This window comes from Ruegeria sp. CDSC054 (assembly GCF_059610645.1).
Genome location: NZ_JBXWOA010000002.1, coordinates 526,526 through 543,931 on the forward strand (window position 1 = coordinate 526,526; position 17,406 = coordinate 543,931).

15 protein-coding genes, 1 tRNA gene and 2 pseudogenes are annotated in these 17,406 nt (G+C 50.7%); 6 read left to right on the forward strand and 12 right to left on the reverse strand.

The window, feature by feature from the left end:
• The first annotated feature begins 532 nt into the window (after window positions 1-532).
• The 5 genes from AC2FGC_RS06535 to AC2FGC_RS06555 all read left to right on the forward strand — a co-directional run bounded on the left by AC2FGC_RS06535 (window position 533) and on the right by AC2FGC_RS06555 (window position 6,402).
• Window positions 533-2,266, forward strand: coding sequence for an AAA family ATPase (locus AC2FGC_RS06535; RefSeq protein WP_496781718.1), 1,734 nt, complete (start codon window positions 533-535; stop codon window positions 2,264-2,266).
• Window positions 2,259-2,480: a hypothetical protein gene (locus AC2FGC_RS06540; protein WP_496781720.1), complete on the forward strand. Its 222-nt coding sequence runs from the start codon at window positions 2,259-2,261 to the stop codon at window positions 2,478-2,480. The genes AC2FGC_RS06535 and AC2FGC_RS06540 overlap by 8 nt, the downstream gene beginning before the upstream one ends.
• Window positions 2,477-4,462 (forward strand): AAA family ATPase, encoded by a 1,986-nt coding sequence (locus AC2FGC_RS06545; RefSeq protein WP_496781722.1) that lies wholly within the window; start codon window positions 2,477-2,479, stop codon window positions 4,460-4,462. The genes AC2FGC_RS06540 and AC2FGC_RS06545 overlap by 4 nt, the downstream gene beginning before the upstream one ends.
• Window positions 4,462-4,848, forward strand: a complete 387-nt coding sequence (locus tag AC2FGC_RS06550; RefSeq protein WP_496781724.1) for a hypothetical protein — start codon at window positions 4,462-4,464, stop codon at window positions 4,846-4,848. The genes AC2FGC_RS06545 and AC2FGC_RS06550 overlap by 1 nt, the downstream gene beginning before the upstream one ends.
• Before the next feature lie 291 nt (window positions 4,849-5,139).
• A complete protein-coding gene (locus AC2FGC_RS06555) occupies window positions 5,140-6,402 on the forward strand; it encodes a DNA-methyltransferase (protein WP_496781726.1) in 1,263 nt (420 codons plus the stop codon).
• Here the strand turns inward: AC2FGC_RS06555 and AC2FGC_RS06560 are convergent.
• The 10 genes and pseudogenes from AC2FGC_RS06560 to AC2FGC_RS06605 all read right to left on the reverse strand — a co-directional run bounded on the left by AC2FGC_RS06560 (window position 6,347) and on the right by AC2FGC_RS06605 (window position 14,706).
• Complete coding sequence (locus AC2FGC_RS06560; RefSeq protein WP_496781728.1) at window positions 6,347-7,579, reverse strand: hypothetical protein; 1,233 nt, start codon at window positions 7,577-7,579, stop codon at window positions 6,347-6,349. The two genes, AC2FGC_RS06555 and AC2FGC_RS06560, sit on opposite strands and share 56 nt — an antisense overlap.
• Window positions 7,579-9,351: an AAA family ATPase gene (locus AC2FGC_RS06565; RefSeq protein WP_496781730.1), complete on the reverse strand. Its 1,773-nt coding sequence runs from the start codon at window positions 9,349-9,351 to the stop codon at window positions 7,579-7,581. Before AC2FGC_RS06565 ends, AC2FGC_RS06560 begins: the two co-directional genes overlap by 1 nt.
• Window positions 9,352-9,505: 154 nt before the next feature.
• Entirely contained in the window at window positions 9,506-9,889 is a 384-nt protein-coding gene (locus tag AC2FGC_RS06570; RefSeq protein ID WP_496781733.1) for an HGGxSTG domain-containing protein, read from the reverse strand.
• Window positions 9,890-9,995: 106 nt separating this feature from the next.
• The gene (locus AC2FGC_RS06575; protein ID WP_496781735.1) at window positions 9,996-10,700 is read right to left on the reverse strand and encodes a hypothetical protein; all 705 of its coding nucleotides are present in this window, start codon (window positions 10,698-10,700) and stop codon (window positions 9,996-9,998) included.
• 340 nt (window positions 10,701-11,040) lie between these two features.
• Window positions 11,041-11,232: pseudogene (locus AC2FGC_RS06580) on the reverse strand (helix-turn-helix domain-containing protein); the annotation flags it as partial.
• A 106-nt stretch (window positions 11,233-11,338) separates the two neighbouring features.
• Complete coding sequence (locus tag AC2FGC_RS06585; protein WP_496781737.1) at window positions 11,339-11,539, reverse strand: helix-turn-helix transcriptional regulator; 201 nt, start codon at window positions 11,537-11,539, stop codon at window positions 11,339-11,341.
• 444 nt (window positions 11,540-11,983) lie between these two features.
• Window positions 11,984-12,133 (reverse strand): annotated as a pseudogene (locus tag AC2FGC_RS06590) (IS5/IS1182 family transposase); the annotation flags it as partial.
• 94 nt (window positions 12,134-12,227) lie between these two features.
• The gene (locus AC2FGC_RS06595; protein WP_496781739.1) at window positions 12,228-12,623 is read right to left on the reverse strand and encodes a thermonuclease family protein; all 396 of its coding nucleotides are present in this window, start codon (window positions 12,621-12,623) and stop codon (window positions 12,228-12,230) included.
• A gap of 23 nt (window positions 12,624-12,646) precedes the next feature.
• Window positions 12,647-12,781 (reverse strand): hypothetical protein, encoded by a 135-nt coding sequence (locus AC2FGC_RS06600; RefSeq protein WP_496781741.1) that lies wholly within the window; start codon window positions 12,779-12,781, stop codon window positions 12,647-12,649.
• A 644-nt stretch (window positions 12,782-13,425) separates the two neighbouring features.
• Window positions 13,426-14,706, reverse strand: a complete 1,281-nt coding sequence (locus AC2FGC_RS06605) for a hypothetical protein (protein ID WP_496781743.1) — start codon at window positions 14,704-14,706, stop codon at window positions 13,426-13,428.
• Between the two features lie 352 nt (window positions 14,707-15,058).
• On the opposite strand from AC2FGC_RS06605, the gene AC2FGC_RS06610 reads away from it, so the two are divergent.
• Window positions 15,059-15,721, forward strand: coding sequence for a thermonuclease family protein (locus AC2FGC_RS06610; protein ID WP_496781745.1), 663 nt, complete (start codon window positions 15,059-15,061; stop codon window positions 15,719-15,721).
• 208 nt (window positions 15,722-15,929) lie between these two features.
• On the opposite strand, the gene AC2FGC_RS06615 is transcribed toward AC2FGC_RS06610, so the two are convergent.
• Both AC2FGC_RS06615 and AC2FGC_RS06620 read right to left on the reverse strand, forming a co-directional pair.
• Window positions 15,930-17,126 (reverse strand): tyrosine-type recombinase/integrase, encoded by a 1,197-nt coding sequence (locus tag AC2FGC_RS06615; protein ID WP_496781747.1) that lies wholly within the window; start codon window positions 17,124-17,126, stop codon window positions 15,930-15,932.
• A 162-nt stretch (window positions 17,127-17,288) separates the two neighbouring features.
• A tRNA-Phe gene (locus AC2FGC_RS06620) sits at window positions 17,289-17,363 on the reverse strand.
• Window positions 17,364-17,406: the final 43 nt, after the last annotated feature.

The following is a 17,406-nucleotide window of genomic DNA, read 5'->3' on the forward strand; positions in this document are numbered from 1 at the left end:
CATTGCCAAAAGTGCGCAAACCACCTCAGAACTAGTGTCATGGGTTACGTAAGCTCCCAAAACAGGCGTCGGTTGCCCTGAATCAGCTAGCAAGCAGTTGGCGGTTATCAATTTAGACCACCAGATTTTATGCGGTAGAAAGCTGTAGCAAAAAATGCGGTTCGCCGTCACCCTACGATCAGCCTTGGTCAAATAATTAGTTCAGCGCCTATGAAATGCCACGTGCTGTCAGCGCCAAATGCGATCCATGTCAAAAGCACCAAAATATTGAAATCACTACAAATACATATTCATCGCTTGACCCCCGACGCTCTCAAAAATAGCGTTGCCCCAGAAATGTATTCTGACCTACTGTTGTGGACCTGATCGCGAAAACGCCAACCGCACGCACACGGAAGGGCCCTTTCGACGCAGAGGACGCGTAAAAACGGATTTTGAATTATTTCGGAAGCTAAAACGCAGGTTGAGTGGATCCCAACTGTTCATAGGGTTCTTTTCTAGCCAAACCATGACCTACTGCAAGGAGCGCTGCGTGGTAAATGAAATTGAAGTAAGGCACTTCAAGCGTGTCGAAAAAGCGATCGTGCCGCTGGAGCCGATAACCATTCTGGTCGGCGCCAACAATTCTGGAAAGACGACTGTCTTGCAGGCGGCACATTTTGGGGTTTCGCTCTTGCAAACGTCAGTTCTTCATGGACCTCGCTTCGGTGGAAGAGAATTGCTCTATAACCCAACCGATGACGTCCAAGATCTCGCCCACGGGGAACGATTGTTTGAATCACCAGTGGAGATTGTTTACTCAGACGTCGAAGGCGAAAAGAAGGAAAGCCTGACCGTTAAGCTAACGGCGAGCACAGACGGTGCCGCAATTGTTGATTACGACGGTTCAGACGCCCTATTCGCCAAGCTCTCGGATATCGATGAGGTGTTCTCTGTTTATGTTCCAGGTCTCGCTGGCATTCCACCGAACGAAGAATTTCGGTCAGATGGTGTTGTACGTATTGGGATTGCCAGAGGCGACGCCAACCTGTTTTTGAGAAATGTTCTAATGAGAATACTAAAAGACGAAAACAAGAAATCTGAACTTCAAGAATTGCTCGACGAAATTTTTCCTGGAGCCAGAATTTCATATAGTTTTGACGCAAAGCACGACACCAACATCGACGTTCGTGTAGAAGAAAATGGATCGGCCTTTCCTATCGACTTAAGCGGAACGGGTCTTCTTCAGTTCCTACAGATTGCAGCTTATACCGTTAACTTTAGGCCCTCCCTACTATTGCTAGACGAACCGGACGCTCACTTGCACCCGAGCAACCAAAGACTAATCGCTGCTGCACTCTTGAAAATTGCCGAACAAAGTCAAACCCGCGTTGTCATCGCTACGCATTCTAGGACCATCTTGGATGCCTTCGCCGACGAGGACAAAGCTAATATTTTTTGGCTCGAAGGTGGCGAGGTACAAAGTGAAACCGACAAAGAGAAAATATCAATGCTCTTGTCCTTGGGTGCGCTTGACCTGTCAGAGAGAGCCTTTCACGGCGACGTCAAAGTCATCGTTTTCACGGAAGATACCAAACTCAAAAAGGGCTTTCTAAATGCAATCCTAGAGGCCAATGGCTTCGATTTAAACGATGTTCTCATTCGGTCATATAAAGGCAGCAGTGAGTTCAAAGCGGCCAGCTTATTGGCGGAATTTGTAAAGGACATGAGAAAGGGGGTCGAAATCATAGTGCACCGAGATCGGGACTTCATGACCGATGAGGAAGTGAAGGAGCTTACCACAAAGTTTGCAACTACTGGCGCCACACTTTTCGTGACTAACGGATCAGACATTGAAGCCAGCTTCGCGGATCCGTTGCATTTGGAAGCTTGCACAGACCTATCATCAAAAGATGCTGATGATCTGATCAACGATGTGATAACAAAAAATAATACAGAAATAGTTATGCGGTTTGGAAAAAAGCGCATGGAGATCAAGAACCAGCACTACCCAGGGCGACAAGAAGACTGCCCATCTAGCGAAAAACTCATAAAAGGAGGTCCAACAGCTGAACATGTGATTGGCAAAGACCTGTTGGGCTGGGTAAACCATGAGCTTGAAACTCGAAGGATTGCTAAATCAAGCCAGTTAGTTGCTCCAAGCCAGGCGCTTGAACATCCCACATTGGGGGAAGTAGCATCCCGAGTCTACAGCACTGCCGATACCAGGCAAATGATCGACAGTGTTGCACCGGAAAGTGCTGCGGCGGAGAACGGGTGTGTCTAATAGCAAAGCAAACTCCGACGCAGGCCTCGAAGTCTTACTCGAAGCAAAATCAAATCAACAGGCAGACGTCAGTGATCAACTTTTGATCGAAATTTACGCTGCCGAGGTTCGCCTTCAGTACGAAGAGGAAAGACATGCAGCGTTAGCTGCAATCCGTACCGCGGTTGAGGCAGAAGTGGATCGTGACTTGGCGGACAAGGACCACATAGAATGAAGCTACACAGCCTGACCTTATACAACTTTATGCCGTACAAGGGAGAGCAAAGGATCGATTTTCCGGTCCGGGAGAACTGCGGCATAGTCGTGATTTACGGCGATAATATGCGCGGAAAGACTAGCTTATTGAATGCCATACGGTGGGTTTTCTTTGGCAAGGCAGTTGCACGGCACGGAAGAGTCGTACCGGCGAAAGACATTGTGAACATCGAAGCCGTAACCGAGAGTGCGGATTGGTCATCGTGGGTCGAAGTCGAGTTCGAATCAGGTGGTTCGAACTATGAGCTTCGCCGCTCGCTAAAATTGACCAAATCGGTTGCTCATCCTACAAAGGACGACGATTTTCAAACCGATCTCCAAATGTTCAAAGACAACGTGAAATTGAATCACGACGAGACCGGTGACGAAATAAACCAACTCCTTCCCGAGCAGATTTCCCGCTTTTTTCTTTTTGACGGTGAGCTTCTCCAAGACTACGAAACGTTAGTTAGGGACCCTAGCCCGTCACAGGGAATTAAGGCAGCGATTGAGCGCATATTGGGTGTGCCCGCGCTAATCAACGGCCGAGACGAATTGGGGACTCTACTTCAAAGAGCGCAAACTGCTCAAGCGAAGGATTTAAAGCAAGTTAAGTCGATGAGAAGCCAAGCCGAGCAACAACTCAGGCTTCAAACAGATGTAGATGAGATATCTAACCGTCTGGCGAGCTTCCGCATGCGAAAAAAACAGTTAGAACAAAGCATTACCGAAACCGATGAGAAACTTGAACAACTCGCGGAACAAATGGATCGTTTGGATGACTATTTTGAAGCAAAGGCAAGGAAACGCGAGATTTCAACAGGTATAGAAAACCTCTTTAGTCGGCGAGCAACTTGGCTTCAAGAAGCTTGGCGAGACCTGATGTACCCGCAGCTGGAGCCCCAACTTGATGGGTTGCGCCTCCAACAAAGGAAATTGCTTGAGGATTATACTACCAAGGCCAAGCGACTTGCTGAGTTAGACTTTCTCGAAGCGTCTTACAATCAAGGGTCTTGCGACATTTGCAAACAAGAGATCCCCAGAGGAAAAAAAAGGAATATATCTCAAAGACTAGGAGCCCTGCAGGGTGAATTGAAAGCGACCGATCTCGACATCTCTCAGTTGTCTTCTATTTCTGCTCAGATCGAAAGAGTGTCCCAGATAAAGGGCATGAATGCTCACGAAAGTATTGTCGAGATTGAAAATGAACTGGACAATTTTGGCGTTGAACTCACCAGAGTAGAGAACGTTTTAGAGACTTTGGGCAAAGAGGTTGACCCAAATGCCCAAGATGAGATCCTCCGTCTGACAAATGGTCGAGTGCCATTGCAAGTAGAAATCGGGAAGATTGAGCAAGAAATCGGCGTTGCGGAAAGTGAGATAGATGAATTGATGCGCAAGCAGGCGCAAATTGCGCGTCTATTAGCTAGGAACCCAGAAGCTCGTCGCCAAAGAAGTAGCGCGCTAGTTGATAAATACGGAGCACTTTTCCGCATCTTTACCTCCAGCGTTGACAAGCTTAGATCGAAGCAGCGCGATCGAGTGGCGAACTATGCTGCTAAAGCCTTCTCCAAACTGACGACGGAAACTCAATATAAACGCCTTGAGATTAACGAAAACTATGGTTTAAGCATCATAGACGATGAAGATAGGCCAGTTGCTGAGCGAAGTGCTGGAGCCGAGCAAGTAATCGCCCTTTCACTCATTAACGGGCTAAATAAGGTGGCACGTCGAAATGATCCGATCGTCATGGACACACCATTTGGTCGCTTAGACAAGAAACACCGCATGAACATTCTGAGCTTTTTGCCTGAGATGGCCGATCAAGTTATCCTCTTGGTTCACGAAGGGGAAATGAGTCGCGATAGTGACCTGCAAATCATTTCCGACCACGTTTCAGCGCTATACAATATTGAAAGAGTAAGTGCTCGGCAATCGAAACTGAGCGAGGGTCAGCTTTGATGTCACAAGTGGTGGAACCAACAACCGTCGGCCTAAGTGCTTCGGGAAAAAAAGCACTTACCAACCTGGTTGAAGCGGGCGTTTTTTCTCATCGCATCGACGCCTACCGGTTCGGCGTGGCTCTCGCCGTGGCGCACGGCGCCTATGACTCAGCCAGTGCAAATCGCGAAACAATGTTTAATGTAGGCACCTTGGATCCGGATAGATCATTGCATACAGCGGTCGGCTTAGTTCGCGGAGACATTGATGAACCTGTCTATCGCACCATTGAAAAATATGCAGAGTGGGGCATTAGGGAAATGGCTGAAGCCTTTGCGAAAGACAAAATTCGCTTCAGTCAATGGATGTCAGAGTCCGTAGAACGAGCAAGAAAGCCGAAAAAGTAATCTCCTTCAAAACCCCCGTGCTATTGCAAAAAACAATGCTTGTTTCGTCCGCCCGGCACAGATTCCAGCAAAACATGTGACTGGCATCCAACCCGGCACCCTCTTCATTTGTCTAAAAATCACGCACCAGAGATCTGAAATTGCACGATCAAAACGCTTCTTAGATTGACCGAAACCAAAGCAATCACCTGATTGGGATCGTGTTTCGTATTACATTTTAACTCTTTTGGTTCTTGTCTTACATAAAAACCTCAGCTAATCAGGTTTTGAGGTGACAAGGAGCAGACACATATGGCGCGCCCGCGAGCAGAAAACCCGCGTTCAAAAGTAACCAATCTCAGACTAACAGAGCAAGAAAGAAGCGACTTCGAGGCTCAGGCCTCCGAGCTTGGTTTCAAGAATCTAAGCCAATATATCCGTTTCTTGCATACCAACTTCGCAGGAACTCCTCAGGCCGAAGATCCTGTGGTGGCAAACTACCGCAAGGAGTTCCCTGCCTCGATGCTGAGAAGCTTCCACAAGACCAAGCACGGCGAAATACTCTGGGGGGATTCCAGAGCTTTTCTGTTCAACAAAGCAAAGCCCGACAGTGTCGATCTCATCATGACCTCGCCGCCCTTTGGTCTGGTGCGCAAGAAGAGCTATGGCAACGAAGATGCTGACGTGTATTGCGACTGGTTCCGTCCCTTTGCTGAAGGCTTCAAGCGCGTCTTGAAGGATAGCGGCTCTCTTGTGATCGACATTGGCGGGGCATGGGTTCCTGGCCAGCCCACGCGGAGCCTGTATCACTTCAAGCTTCTTATCATGCTGGTCGAAGAATACGGCTTTCATTTGTGTCAGGAGCATTATTGGTGGAACCCGTCAAAGCTTCCCACACCTGCTGAATGGGTGAATGTGCGCCGAGTTCGAGTCAAAGACGCTGTTAACTGTGTTTGGTGGCTGTCCAAAACGCCCTATCCAAAGGCCAATAACAAGCGGGTTTTGCAGCCTTACAGCAAGTCGATGAAGCATTTGCTCAAGAACGGATACACCGCGAAACTGCGCCCCTCTGGTCATGATATTTCGGAGAAATTTTCGAAGGATAATGGCGGCTCTGTACCTCCAAACTTGCTTGCTGTTGCCAATACAGAGTCAAACGGGCGCTATCAGGAGCATTGCCGCAACGAAAACATTGCAATTCATCCGGCTCGCTTTCCCGCAGCTTTGCCCGAGTATTTTTTGCGTTTCCTGACTGATCCTGGTGATACCGTTGTTGATCCTTTTGGAGGTTCTTGCGTGACTGGCGCTGTGGCAGAAGCCTTGAAGCGCAAGTGGATATGCTGCGAGCTTTCCGAAGAGTATTTGATGGGCGGCAAAGCACGCTTTGTTCCGCAAGTGCAGCCGCTCGGCAAACAGCGTGATGTGATCTACCAAGTCGCGCCGCCTTGCGCCCAGCCAATCAAAGAAGAAGATGTGCCATTGTTTGAAGATGGCGGGGCAAAACGCCCGCCCAGTCTTACTAAGAAGCCAAAAGCCGGGAGCGCACCCAAGGCAAAAGCCGGTCTTTCTGCATAGTAGGAAAATCCGTTGCCATAGGCGCTGGAGCCTTGTCATCGAGCAGTTCCGGCGCATCTCGGCTCACCGCAATCAATGAGCGACTGATAACCATATCGGTATCAGCCGCGCCACCATAACCACGTGCGTAGCGTACAATCTGACCCATTGCTTCTCGGAAACGAGCGCCCGCCGTATCGCCCTCTAGATACTTTACTTCCACAATCGCAAGCGCGCGGTTAGCGTGTTCATCCACCACAACCAAATCAGGCCGGTCGATGGATTGTCCTTTGCCGTAGGCAGCTAGAGCCTTCTCTGTTTTGATTTCTGAGAGTTCAGGATTCGGGCGCTTGTAATGCCTGGTTACATTTTGCCAGTAGATGGCATAGCGCCCGCATTCCACGATTGGTTTGGCGTTCCCGTCAGCAACAATGTTGAGTTGCATCGGGGCTTTAGTTTCTTCCGCCAAGGCTTGCCCAATGCCAACTGCCACAGCCAGTTCGAAGCGTCGCCAGACATCAAATGGCGCAATCAGTGTATCTTGAATAAGCTGCAAAAGAGTATCTTCATCACCGGCTTCCAGATCACATAGCACCCGGTAGGCCGCGACAGCATGCCTATAGAGCGGGCGGCGTGATCTCGATGCATCGCGAATAGCGCCGACGCCAGGACGCCGAGCAGCCGAAGCTGACTTTAACGGTTCGCGCAACGCATCGAGACGCTTAACTGTCGCCAAATCCGCCATGGCAGGCTCTACCAAGGAACGATAGCCCGAGACCGCCGGTTGTTCATCCAACAGCCTCGATGCGTGCAGTGTGGCGTGACGAACAACCCATGCTACTAGCTGATTGGGACCGGTATCGAATGATCGAACAGGCTCATCGGCAACCACAGCAGATGGTAAGCCGCTGGTTAGGCGCAGCATGGCTGTGGCACGAGCATCAATCCTACCGCGTGCAACCGCATCATCAATGCGCCGCCTATATGTTAGAAGGCTTTGTGCCTCGTGCGGATGGGTGAGCATGTAGCTCAAGAAATCTCGCACCGGTGTTGAGACCGCCCATTGGCTACGTAGCAAATCAAGATCACGCCGAAGATCGATGGCAGGTGAAGCTGCACCTGCCAATTCGCCGCCACGGAAGTATCTCAGGAATAGGCTCGCGGCATAATCAGTGATAGCGCGCGCATCATCGGCCATTACACCGCGACCGATTTCATGCGCTCAGTAATGCGTTTCTCTTCATCCCCATCCAGCTGGAAGGCCTTGATCGCTGCCTCAGTGAGATCATCAGCATCACGCACAATGATACCGTCCAACATAGGCAACAGAACCATATCGACCGCATCCAAAAGCGCGGTACGCATCGTTTCGTTCGGTGCGGAAAAGAAATCTGCTGTATCATCCATCGCGCGGATGGCATTAATAGCATCTATGATCGGTGCGGGGCCGATTTCTCGTACTTTGTTGATTGCAGCCCAAAACTCTCCAAGAGGACATGGCGCACCAGCCGCTGGTGGTGTCCAGTTTGTATCTTCTTTTTGGAAGAACTCTTGGACAAATCCTGTCGTATCCTGCGGTACGTCTACATAGACCCAGCCAAAGCGCCGTGAGAGCGCGTAGGACATTTGATATAGCGAAGCTTTATCGATGGAGTTGATGGTAGCGATCAAGCGCCAAGCCCGACCCGGCGCAAATTCGTGCTCCTGCGGTTTTGCTTTTGGTTGCGGCAAAATCGAGTACTGTGCGCTCTCAGGATCTTCCGCATCAAACCGATAAGGCAGGGAAGTTTCCTGTCCGCTCAGAACAGTAAAGAGCGGACCAATAACCTTATCAATGTCGCAGCGGTTTAACTCGTCTATGATTAGCGGACGGTCATAGTCCCTGAGCAATACGCCGGGGAAAAACTTGATTTTACCATCCCCAATCGGTTGATAGCCGCCAATGATATCCTGGCTGCTCCAATCGGCAGAGCCTGTGATCATCGTCCACTTTGTGCTGGTAAGGGTGGTCGCCACCCATCTCGCCAACGTGGTTTTGCCAGTTCCGGGCGGCCCATAAAACATGATGTGCTGCTTGCCAGAGTGAAGGGCGGCATTGATCTGACGATAAACCGCCGGATCAATGCCAAAAAGTTCCGGGTGCTCTGCTATCTCGATATCTGCCGGATCAACATACTCTGGTTCATCGTCATCATCATCGGCCGTGGAAGCAGTTCCTGCTGTTACGGGCGTTGCGACGGGTTTGGGAACCGAAGGACCAGCCTTCTTATAGGCCGCCTCAACATCCTTGCGCAGCCTCTCCAACTCCGTCGCCAGACTCAGGTCATAGGTTGGAATCTGTGAAGGCGTAGCGCCATCAGGATCGACGCGAATGGCGTTTTGCAACGCATCAACAACTTCACCATAGCTCACGGTTTTTGTTTGACCACTAAGTGTAACTGAAGCCGAGAAGCTGCGCGGCTCAATTCCGAGCAATCCCGCAAAAATATAAGGCTGATGTACCAGCGCCTTCTTCTCCGGCCGGTGCTGCATTTCACCTGTGGCCGGATCAAACGCCGTTTGGTCGGCACCGCCACCTGCTTCTAACGAGTCTCGATGAGCAAAGACCGCATTGACCTCTAGATCGTTCTCTTCGGCGTAGTGACCAGGATTGGTTTCAAAAACCGGCAGAATACGCACGAGCAACGCGGCTTTATTTCCCGCAGCTGTTTGCTGGAAAGCGATGTTGTTCATGCCCGAAGACGCGGGTTCCGCCACTAGCTTACCGGCTGCATCCAGCGTGAAATGAAAAAGCCAGCGCTTCGGTTTGCTGTTGTCGCTGGAGTGTTTCCAGTAACCCGTGCCTGGGTCGATTGGCTCCTGCCTCTTCGCCTTAAAACCGCACTCGGTCGGTTGGAGCCCCTTAGGCTTCAGGTGTGCCTTCAGCCAAGTTCTGAAATCATCAATGTAAGTCTTGCTACCGCTTGCCATAACCGCTCGTCTTTTTTTGCTGGCGCTTTTAGGGAATCACCTTTCGCGCAAGCCAACAATATCGCAATCAATTCAGAAATATGGAACACTATCTCGCAAACCGCAGTGCAAGTTTCTGGTAGTTTCCTTGGATTGATGTAATGCGGCTTTTTGCCTAACAGGCATGCTTTTTTGCTTCAGCTTTCTTCTTACTTTTCGGACCAGTACTGAGACCTCCGTGTAACCTACATCTACGTTTTCCGGGGACTACACGCTCCTGGCAATTACCGCCTGCTCTTGTCTTAGCCCCGCATATAGGGCGCGCAGACTTCGGCAACGGTTCGGCAATATCATTTAAGCCTAACTCCGCCATCCGCTTGCAGTTCGCACCGCAGCACTGTGAGCAATCCCTTTGGGAGTTTCTGTGTTTGTGGGCCTCTGCAGGACACAGCCGCCAATGTGATCGAAGTGCCCACCAATCAATCGGATCACTTCTATAGGTCAATCGTAATTGGACTTCTTGTTTCGTCGGTCTGCTCAACTTAAAAAACCTTATCATTTGTTAACACATTGGAATAACCCCATGACGAAGGTTGTACTTCGGGGTTTGTGTGTTTATTGCCGTCCAGAAGCTCTGCTGTTACCACCACTTTGGTTGGAGACACCTAAGGCTTTTTGAACACCCCATTCGACTGCCGCGGGAAGTTTTCGTCCACGAGCTTTTGAATGGCCGCTTTTTCCTCATCTGTTGGCGACTTTCGAGTTGGGGCTGGATCCGGCTGCGGTCGCGAAAGCTCTCCTATCATAAGCAAGCGGGGCGAGCTTTTGGCTTTGCAAACTTGTTCAAGTTCCTCCCAAGTTGGGAACCATTTCCAAGTTTTTGTCACCAGAGCGTAGCGGACAACGTCCGCGGGAAATTCCGAAAGGCGTCTCGTGTAAGTCGAAACCATGAGCTCAGCTTCAAAACCGTTGCGCCCTGTTCCAGCCGTAATCACCGACAATTCCGCAATCCATTCTTCAATTTGTTCCTGGCAAGCCGGCGTAAAGAACTTCAAAAGATCTTGCCTTGCTTTTGCGCGCTGTTCATTTGTACCGACAGCCGTGCAGGAGGTTGCCACTGAGTACGAGCCCAGGCTTTCGCCATTTTGGCCTCTAGGGTAACGGCCTTCATACACTACGTTCAACTCGACGCCGCGCGACAACGCTCGCGACACCGCTGCCGTGTCGACGTCGTGAGGTGTCTGGCGTGAAAGCCAAGCGCTGATTTCCAAATTTTCTTGAATTGCTGAGCCATGTTCTCCAGCCAGCATCCCAGTCTTTGAACTTGGTTCCCTTTGCGAGGTGGTAATCACGGAAACGATCGGCTTCATACTCAATCTCCTTCTTCGTGAAATTGCGATCTACTGCGTCTTGAACGTTTTTCTCAGAGGGCGACCAACTGTCCGGCAGCGAGGTAGCCCGGTTCTGTTTTCGACCTTGGGGGACTAAAGGGGGTTCTTCTAACGGTTCACTTACGTTTCCAGGGAGATTTGGGTGTACCTCCTGCACTTCTTGGCCGGCATCTCTTGCACTTGTCAGATGTCCTTTTTTCATCCGTGCAGCAAATGCACGGGTCGGCTCCAAGGTGGAGATTGCCTTCAAGTTCAGGCGATACTCGATTGTGAAACCATTGGCGCAAGGCCGCCTTCCAACTTCCGAGATAAGCCCAGAACGGACTAAATCTTCAACGCATTTTTGTACTGTCCGCTTCCCCAATTCCAGGTCAGCAGCGATGGTAGCTTTACTTGCCCAAACACCCGAACCGTCGTCGCTCGCGCAGCCCGCCATATACATCAACACTGCTTTTCGAGTTGGCGAACCTATTTTCTTTTTTTGAACCGCTCCTGTCGCAACGTAGCTCATTTGCAGCCGCCATTAGAGATAAAACGTGACGAATTTCCCGGCAGCAGATTGCAAAAATTCAGACGCAAAGACTGAATACTAAGCAGTATACTTTTTTTCCTCTGGGTCATGGTTCGATCTCGGCAAAACGACGAGCATCAAGCCACGACTTTAGGCTCGTCTCCGTCCAACCCACAGCTCGCTTGCCAAGTTTGATGGGTTGCGGGAACTCACCCTCCGCGATCATCGCATAAATTGTTGAACGAGAGAGACCTGTAACCGCCTCAACTTCCTTTCGCCTCAAAACACGCTCGATAGTTTTGTTCATAGCGTTTCCTTTCAAGTCTTGTGCAATCATAAGGCGCTCAAAAGTTGCAGCACCCTTATCGTTAACGGCCTACGAATTGGTGAATCAACTAGGCCACAAAAAGACTTTGCCAGATTTTCAATGCTAGCTAAAAATGTTTTTTTTCAATATTTTACCTCATTTCTGGCTGCTATATCTTAGGTAGAAAATCGCCATGTGTCAGGTTGTTGCAACTTGTTGCACGCTGTTGCAAATAGACTCACCAGGAAATCGGAGAAACTATACTATAGGTTGTGCAAAAATTGATCATTTCACACGCAAGCGGCTACCCAACGTAAAACACTGCGCGAATCAAAAAGAAAACTCCGCTTCCAGGGTCAGGATCACAATCAATGGGTGACGGTTGTTATGAGTGTGATTGCTGACAGGAATACTGTAGGACAGCGGTCGCAAAAGACTCCGACGCGCATCGCGCAACCTTGTACCATCGCGGTTGATGAAAGTAATCCCACTCAAAGCCCGCTTGCCGTTACCACGAGGTTTACCATGCGACTAGGGAAGGAAGGGTTTAACGTAGACCATCTGAGGTTCGGTTAGACAGAAAAGATCGCTTATGCACTGCTCCATTTTCGGAGCCGTGAATTATGCGGCTTGAAGGAAATCAATTCATCCTGACCTTAATGAGCACTTCCTACGTTGCGCTTGTACCCTACCTGCAATACCCCGCCCGTCTCAACCGAGATTTAGCCGCAGATGTTTCTAAATGCCTATAGCGACCGCCCGAGTACCTCGCGCAATCCAGTGCATGCCCAGCAGCAATCGCTGCACCACCAATGTCTTGTCCGTTCGCGTAGCAAACACCATCCCAGCGATCATAGGTGCGCTCACCATTAAGTTTGCACTCGATGCTCTTGCCCCGCAGGAAGTTCACCATCCAGCGTTTAGCATCCTGACCAGAGCGAGTACCAAGTTCCGGCGCATCCACACCGTTCAGACGGACGGGAGTGCCATCGACAACGATCGTGTCTGCGTCGCGTACTTGAAGGCCACCAGCAGCGGCTGTCGTGGCGAAAAATGCCAAGGCAATGGTCAGCTTCTTGAACAAGGCGAAGTCCTCGGTGTTTGGTGTTAATCGACTATTTGAGTTGCTATGCGGGTATCAACGAGTTCTTCCTCGATAAGCGCATAGATTTCCTCGGGTGGAGTGTTCAGTGAGTACAACATCAGCGACGGGTCCACACCCATGTCGATCAGATGTTGCATCGTTTCTCCTTGCCCCTTCTGGATGCCCTCTACTGCGAAGACGACAGGTATTAAGCGAGGCTGGTCGTAGTAGTGCTGATGCATACCTACAATGCCGCGAAGTGAAACTATGCGTTCCTCGCCGCCTGCTAGGATGTACGGACATGACGACACACACATCGCACCAGCCAGAACGCCAGAAGACAGCTCAGCTTCTCTCACCCGCTTGCCAATGGCCAGCGCCTCAGTGACGACGCCCCCAGGACTGTGAAGAGCTATAAGGTCTGGTTTGTCTTGCATGTGCGATAGGAAGGAGGCGAAGCGAGAAGAGTCATCCACCTCTATCTGACCGCTCAGTAAGAGAACTCGCCCCAACCCCTCGACATCCTGCACAGTAAAGTCCAATCGGTTTGGAAAAGTCTCTGGCACGGGTACATCCAGAGGACCATCCTGAGGCAAAAGCGACGGATCGCTACGATCAGTGCGATACTCTCGACGTTGATCTCCAGGGGATATTGGACCAGTCGGTAGTTCAACACGCTCCTTGAACGGGCTAGGAACGACGCCGAAAACATCCGACGCTATTAGAACGCCCGCGATTGCGAGCTGTAGTATCAGTACGTAGCGCAGCCCAGAACGAGGATCGAGACGACTTAGTAGGTTCATCACGTTTCATCTTTTTGTGGAGTGGCGCGGTTGAGGATTGCTGCGTCTGCCACGCCCATTGTAGCCTCTACGTCCTTCATGGCGTTCATTGCGGCTCTGAGGTCTGCAAGTGTCAGAGTATCCTCGATGCTCATGCCGTCCTTACCGCTGCGGATTGCGGCTTGTGTGATAGCCAGCACAAACACTAACACGGCGGGCAGCAAATCAATGGCTATGGCTCCTGCCCAGGAAGGTAAGAAGTTGTGGGCGTATTTGATCACTGCATCGGCGCTGGAAATCGGGTTGTATGCCGTTTCGATGGGTGGCTCCATGTCCAACACCTCGTCAGCAGCGTTCTTGAGTGTCTTGCTGCGTTGGTCCAAGGCATTCAAAACAGAGTTGATTGTGGATGATTGGGCGTCTCGTACGTCGGAGCTGCGTCCATCAAGCTCTGGAAGTACGACCGATGATGGCAAGTCCTCAGCAGCGCGGGCAACAAGTGGTGCGACGCTGTATTGGTTGAGGCGCGAGATTACACCTGCCAACTTCACGCTTTCCTCAGAAAACTGAACGGAGCGGCGATCTACCGGACCGGGCGCGACGGTTAGCTCACGCATTTTCGCGAGGATTTCGTTGCCTTGTTGGAAGGCTTCCTCGATAGGTTCTTGCTGTGCTGCGATCTGCTGTTCTAGGTTGCGTAACTCTTCAGCCTTTTGGGTCAGCACACGAAACACTGCACCTCGACCGGCCGTGCCCGAGAGGTCTCCAGATTGCTCAAGTTCCGCGAGTTCTTCAAAACTCTGGCGGGCGCGTTCCACCTCGCGCCCCAACGCTTGACCACTCAGAGCTATATCGTGAGCTTGCTCGAGAGCAGCTTGGTAGTCACGGACGGTGTTTTCCAAGTGTTGTTCTACTGCTGCCGAACCTGCCAGTGCGGCTGCGTTCAGCCAGCTAGACATGGCGATAATGGCGACAGAGCCAACAATCGTGGAGATCGTCAAACCAATGAAGCCACTAGCCGTACGCATTGAAGGAAGCAGGCGGAGCATGTAGCTCCAAAAGACGAAGATACCGACAGAGACGGCGATTGAATACGCAACGGCTGCAAAGAATGAGACTGCGCCGTTATCTTCGAGCAATGAGGACACGCCGAGATAGGTGTAGATGCCAGATGCAATCGCCAGAACACCCAAAGCTGCGGGCGTAAACGTGTCTAACCACGCTAGATGACCTTCTAGTTCTTTAGCGGTCCGAAGTCCCTTGGCTTCCTCAGCCGTCAAGCGATCCTTGTTTTCCGTCATATTACACCTTGCTCCACACTCATCACGCGATGGTTCGTCACTTGATCGTTCATTGAGGTTTTTCACCCTGGGTTGCACATCTGGACGTTATGAATTGATTGCTTGCGCGAAGCTGCCAGTCTTCTGTGAATTTCCGCCAACTTGCGCCACCAGTCCTAGTAGACGTGAATAATAGGAACTAACTGAAATTCCGGTTGTTATTCTGGGAGTTTCAGTGCGTAGAGATCGGTCGCCTGGTTGACCCGCGCGTGAATGCGCTCAGCGAGGTAAGTCCATCACATCTCTCTAAGTGAATGTGAAGTGCCCCTAGCGTATCAACCCGAACGTGTACTTGGGTCGATCATGATCCAGTATGACAATTTTGATTGACCTAACTTTTGGGGGCTGTCTCGTGGAAATCTTGATAGTTTTGGGTTTGGTTTTGGCTGGCGCGGTGTATCTGGCAGTTCGCAGCAACAGACCTGGCGACACAACTACTCCGCCAAGCCAATCTGGTGCGCACGAAAAACCTAGATTAACCACGAACCAACGACAGCGCACATCGCAGCCGCCGCAGCGTTTCGATCCTGACCATAGGCTACCAAAACCCGACGTCACGATTCTAACGGGTTCAGCGTACGTTGTAGATGGCGACACACTGGTTATTAAGAAAACACAGGTTCGTCTGTTCGGCGTCGATGCTCCCGAGATGAGCCACCCCTATGGAAAAAAGGCAAAATGGGCGCTCGTTTCGCTCTGCAAAGGTCAAAAAATTAAGGCGGAAGTGACCGAGCAAGACAGCCACGGACGGACTGTTGCAAAGTGCTACCTTGAGGATGGCCGTGATCTATCCGCTGAAATGGTCAAACTTGGCCTCGCGATAGATTGGCCAAAATTCTCAGGTGGACAGTACAAATCGATGGAAATGCCTGATGCGCGAAAGAAGCTGTGGCTGGCAAGCGCACGACAAAATGGACATATGGGGTTGTGGAAGAAGTATGAAGAAAAGCAAGCCGCTCGGAAACTGAACGACTAAGAGACGTCCGAAACGAAAACCTAGCACAGCAAGTAACCAAAGGCGGCATAGTTGAGCGTCGGCCCAACGAAGACAATCATTGGGCTTTGCGTTCTGGCTCTTCCGCGGACAAAATGTGGAAAGTTAATCCGACCATGTTGGCGTAAAACTGGTTAGTACAATAGTGATCTCGTTAAACCTAACTCAATTGGCTTAATTGGAACCTAGACTACTTCTCGGCCGCTCTAAGCTGGTCCAAATAGTCGGCCCACCACTGAGACAGCCGAGTTCTCTCATCCCAGTACTGTCCGCGAGCGTAAGCTCGGCGAATCTCGTTACCTTCGACGTGTGCAAGTGCTCTCTCAATAGCGTCGGAGTGCCAGCGCGTTGCCTCATTGGATAACGTAGAGAATATCGCACGAAAACCGTGTGCCGACATGTCTTCCTTGCCATAACCCATTCTGCGAAGAGCAGCGTTAAGAGTGTTGTCGCTCATACATCGTTTGGACGACCGAATAGACGGAAAAAGGTAAGTTCCCCAACCAGTCAAACTCTTCAATTCAGCAAGTTTGGATTGCGCCTGGTTTGAAAGTGGCACCGCGTGAGGGCGGCGCATTTTTGCGCGATGTTCCGGGACTATCCAGACAGCGCCGCTTTCATCGATTTCAGACCATTCAGCCATGCGAAGCTCCCCGGGTCTTAGAGCAGTTAGCGCCAAAAGTTGGAGCGCAATCCTAGTAGTTGGCTGACCTTCAAATCCATCGATGGCGTTCAATAAAGCCCCTACGCCCTCTGGGTCAAGGATTGCTGCACGGTGATTTGGTTTGGGTCGCACGAGGGCGTCCTTCAGACCAAAGGTGGGATCATTGTCAATAAGGCCCTGCGAAATCGCAAATCTAAACACCGCTCCAGCAGCTGATCGCATACGTAATGCTGTTTCGTAAGTACCTTTAGCTTCAGCTTTCTTTAGCGGTACTAGCACATCGCGAGCAGTAATCTGCGCGATAGGCATTGATCCAATTTCTGCGCACAGCATATCGTGAAGCCAACTTGTCTTAGCGAGGGTTGCCGGCGCCCTCCCTTCTTTGCGCTTTTTCTCTAAAAGATCCGATGCTAACCGCGCAAAGGTAGCATAATGCTCAGCTTCCTGTTCTGCCTTCTTCCTTTTAAATACTGCCGATGGGTCCTGGTTGTCCGCTAGCACTGATCGAGCCTCATCGCGCTTAGATCTGGCCTGCTTCAAAGAGACATCCGGGTATTTACCCAAAGCCAGCAGTTTCTCCTTGCCCAACCAGCGATACTTGAAGCGCCACAGTTTAGATCCATTAGGCTTTGTGAGTAGGAATAACCCGTCAAAGTCGGCTGTCTTGAAAGGTTTGTCCTTCGGCTTCAGCGCTCGAATCTTTGCGTCACTTAGAACCGACATGGGGGTACCTCTTTTTTCGATCGAAACGGTACCCCAGATTGATACCCCCTGTCGGGGTACATTAAGCTGGACCACCTAGGACGACGCCAGACATAGTTCACGGCAATACCCAGCAAAAACAAGCTAGTATCAAACGATTTCGGAAACAACAGGAAGATATTGTGGTGCCCGGGGGCGGAATCGAACCACCGACACGAGGATTTTCAATCCACTGCTCTACCCCTGAGCTACCCGGGCACGGGAACGGCGTTTGCCGTTGGGTGGAGGCCTTCTATGACTT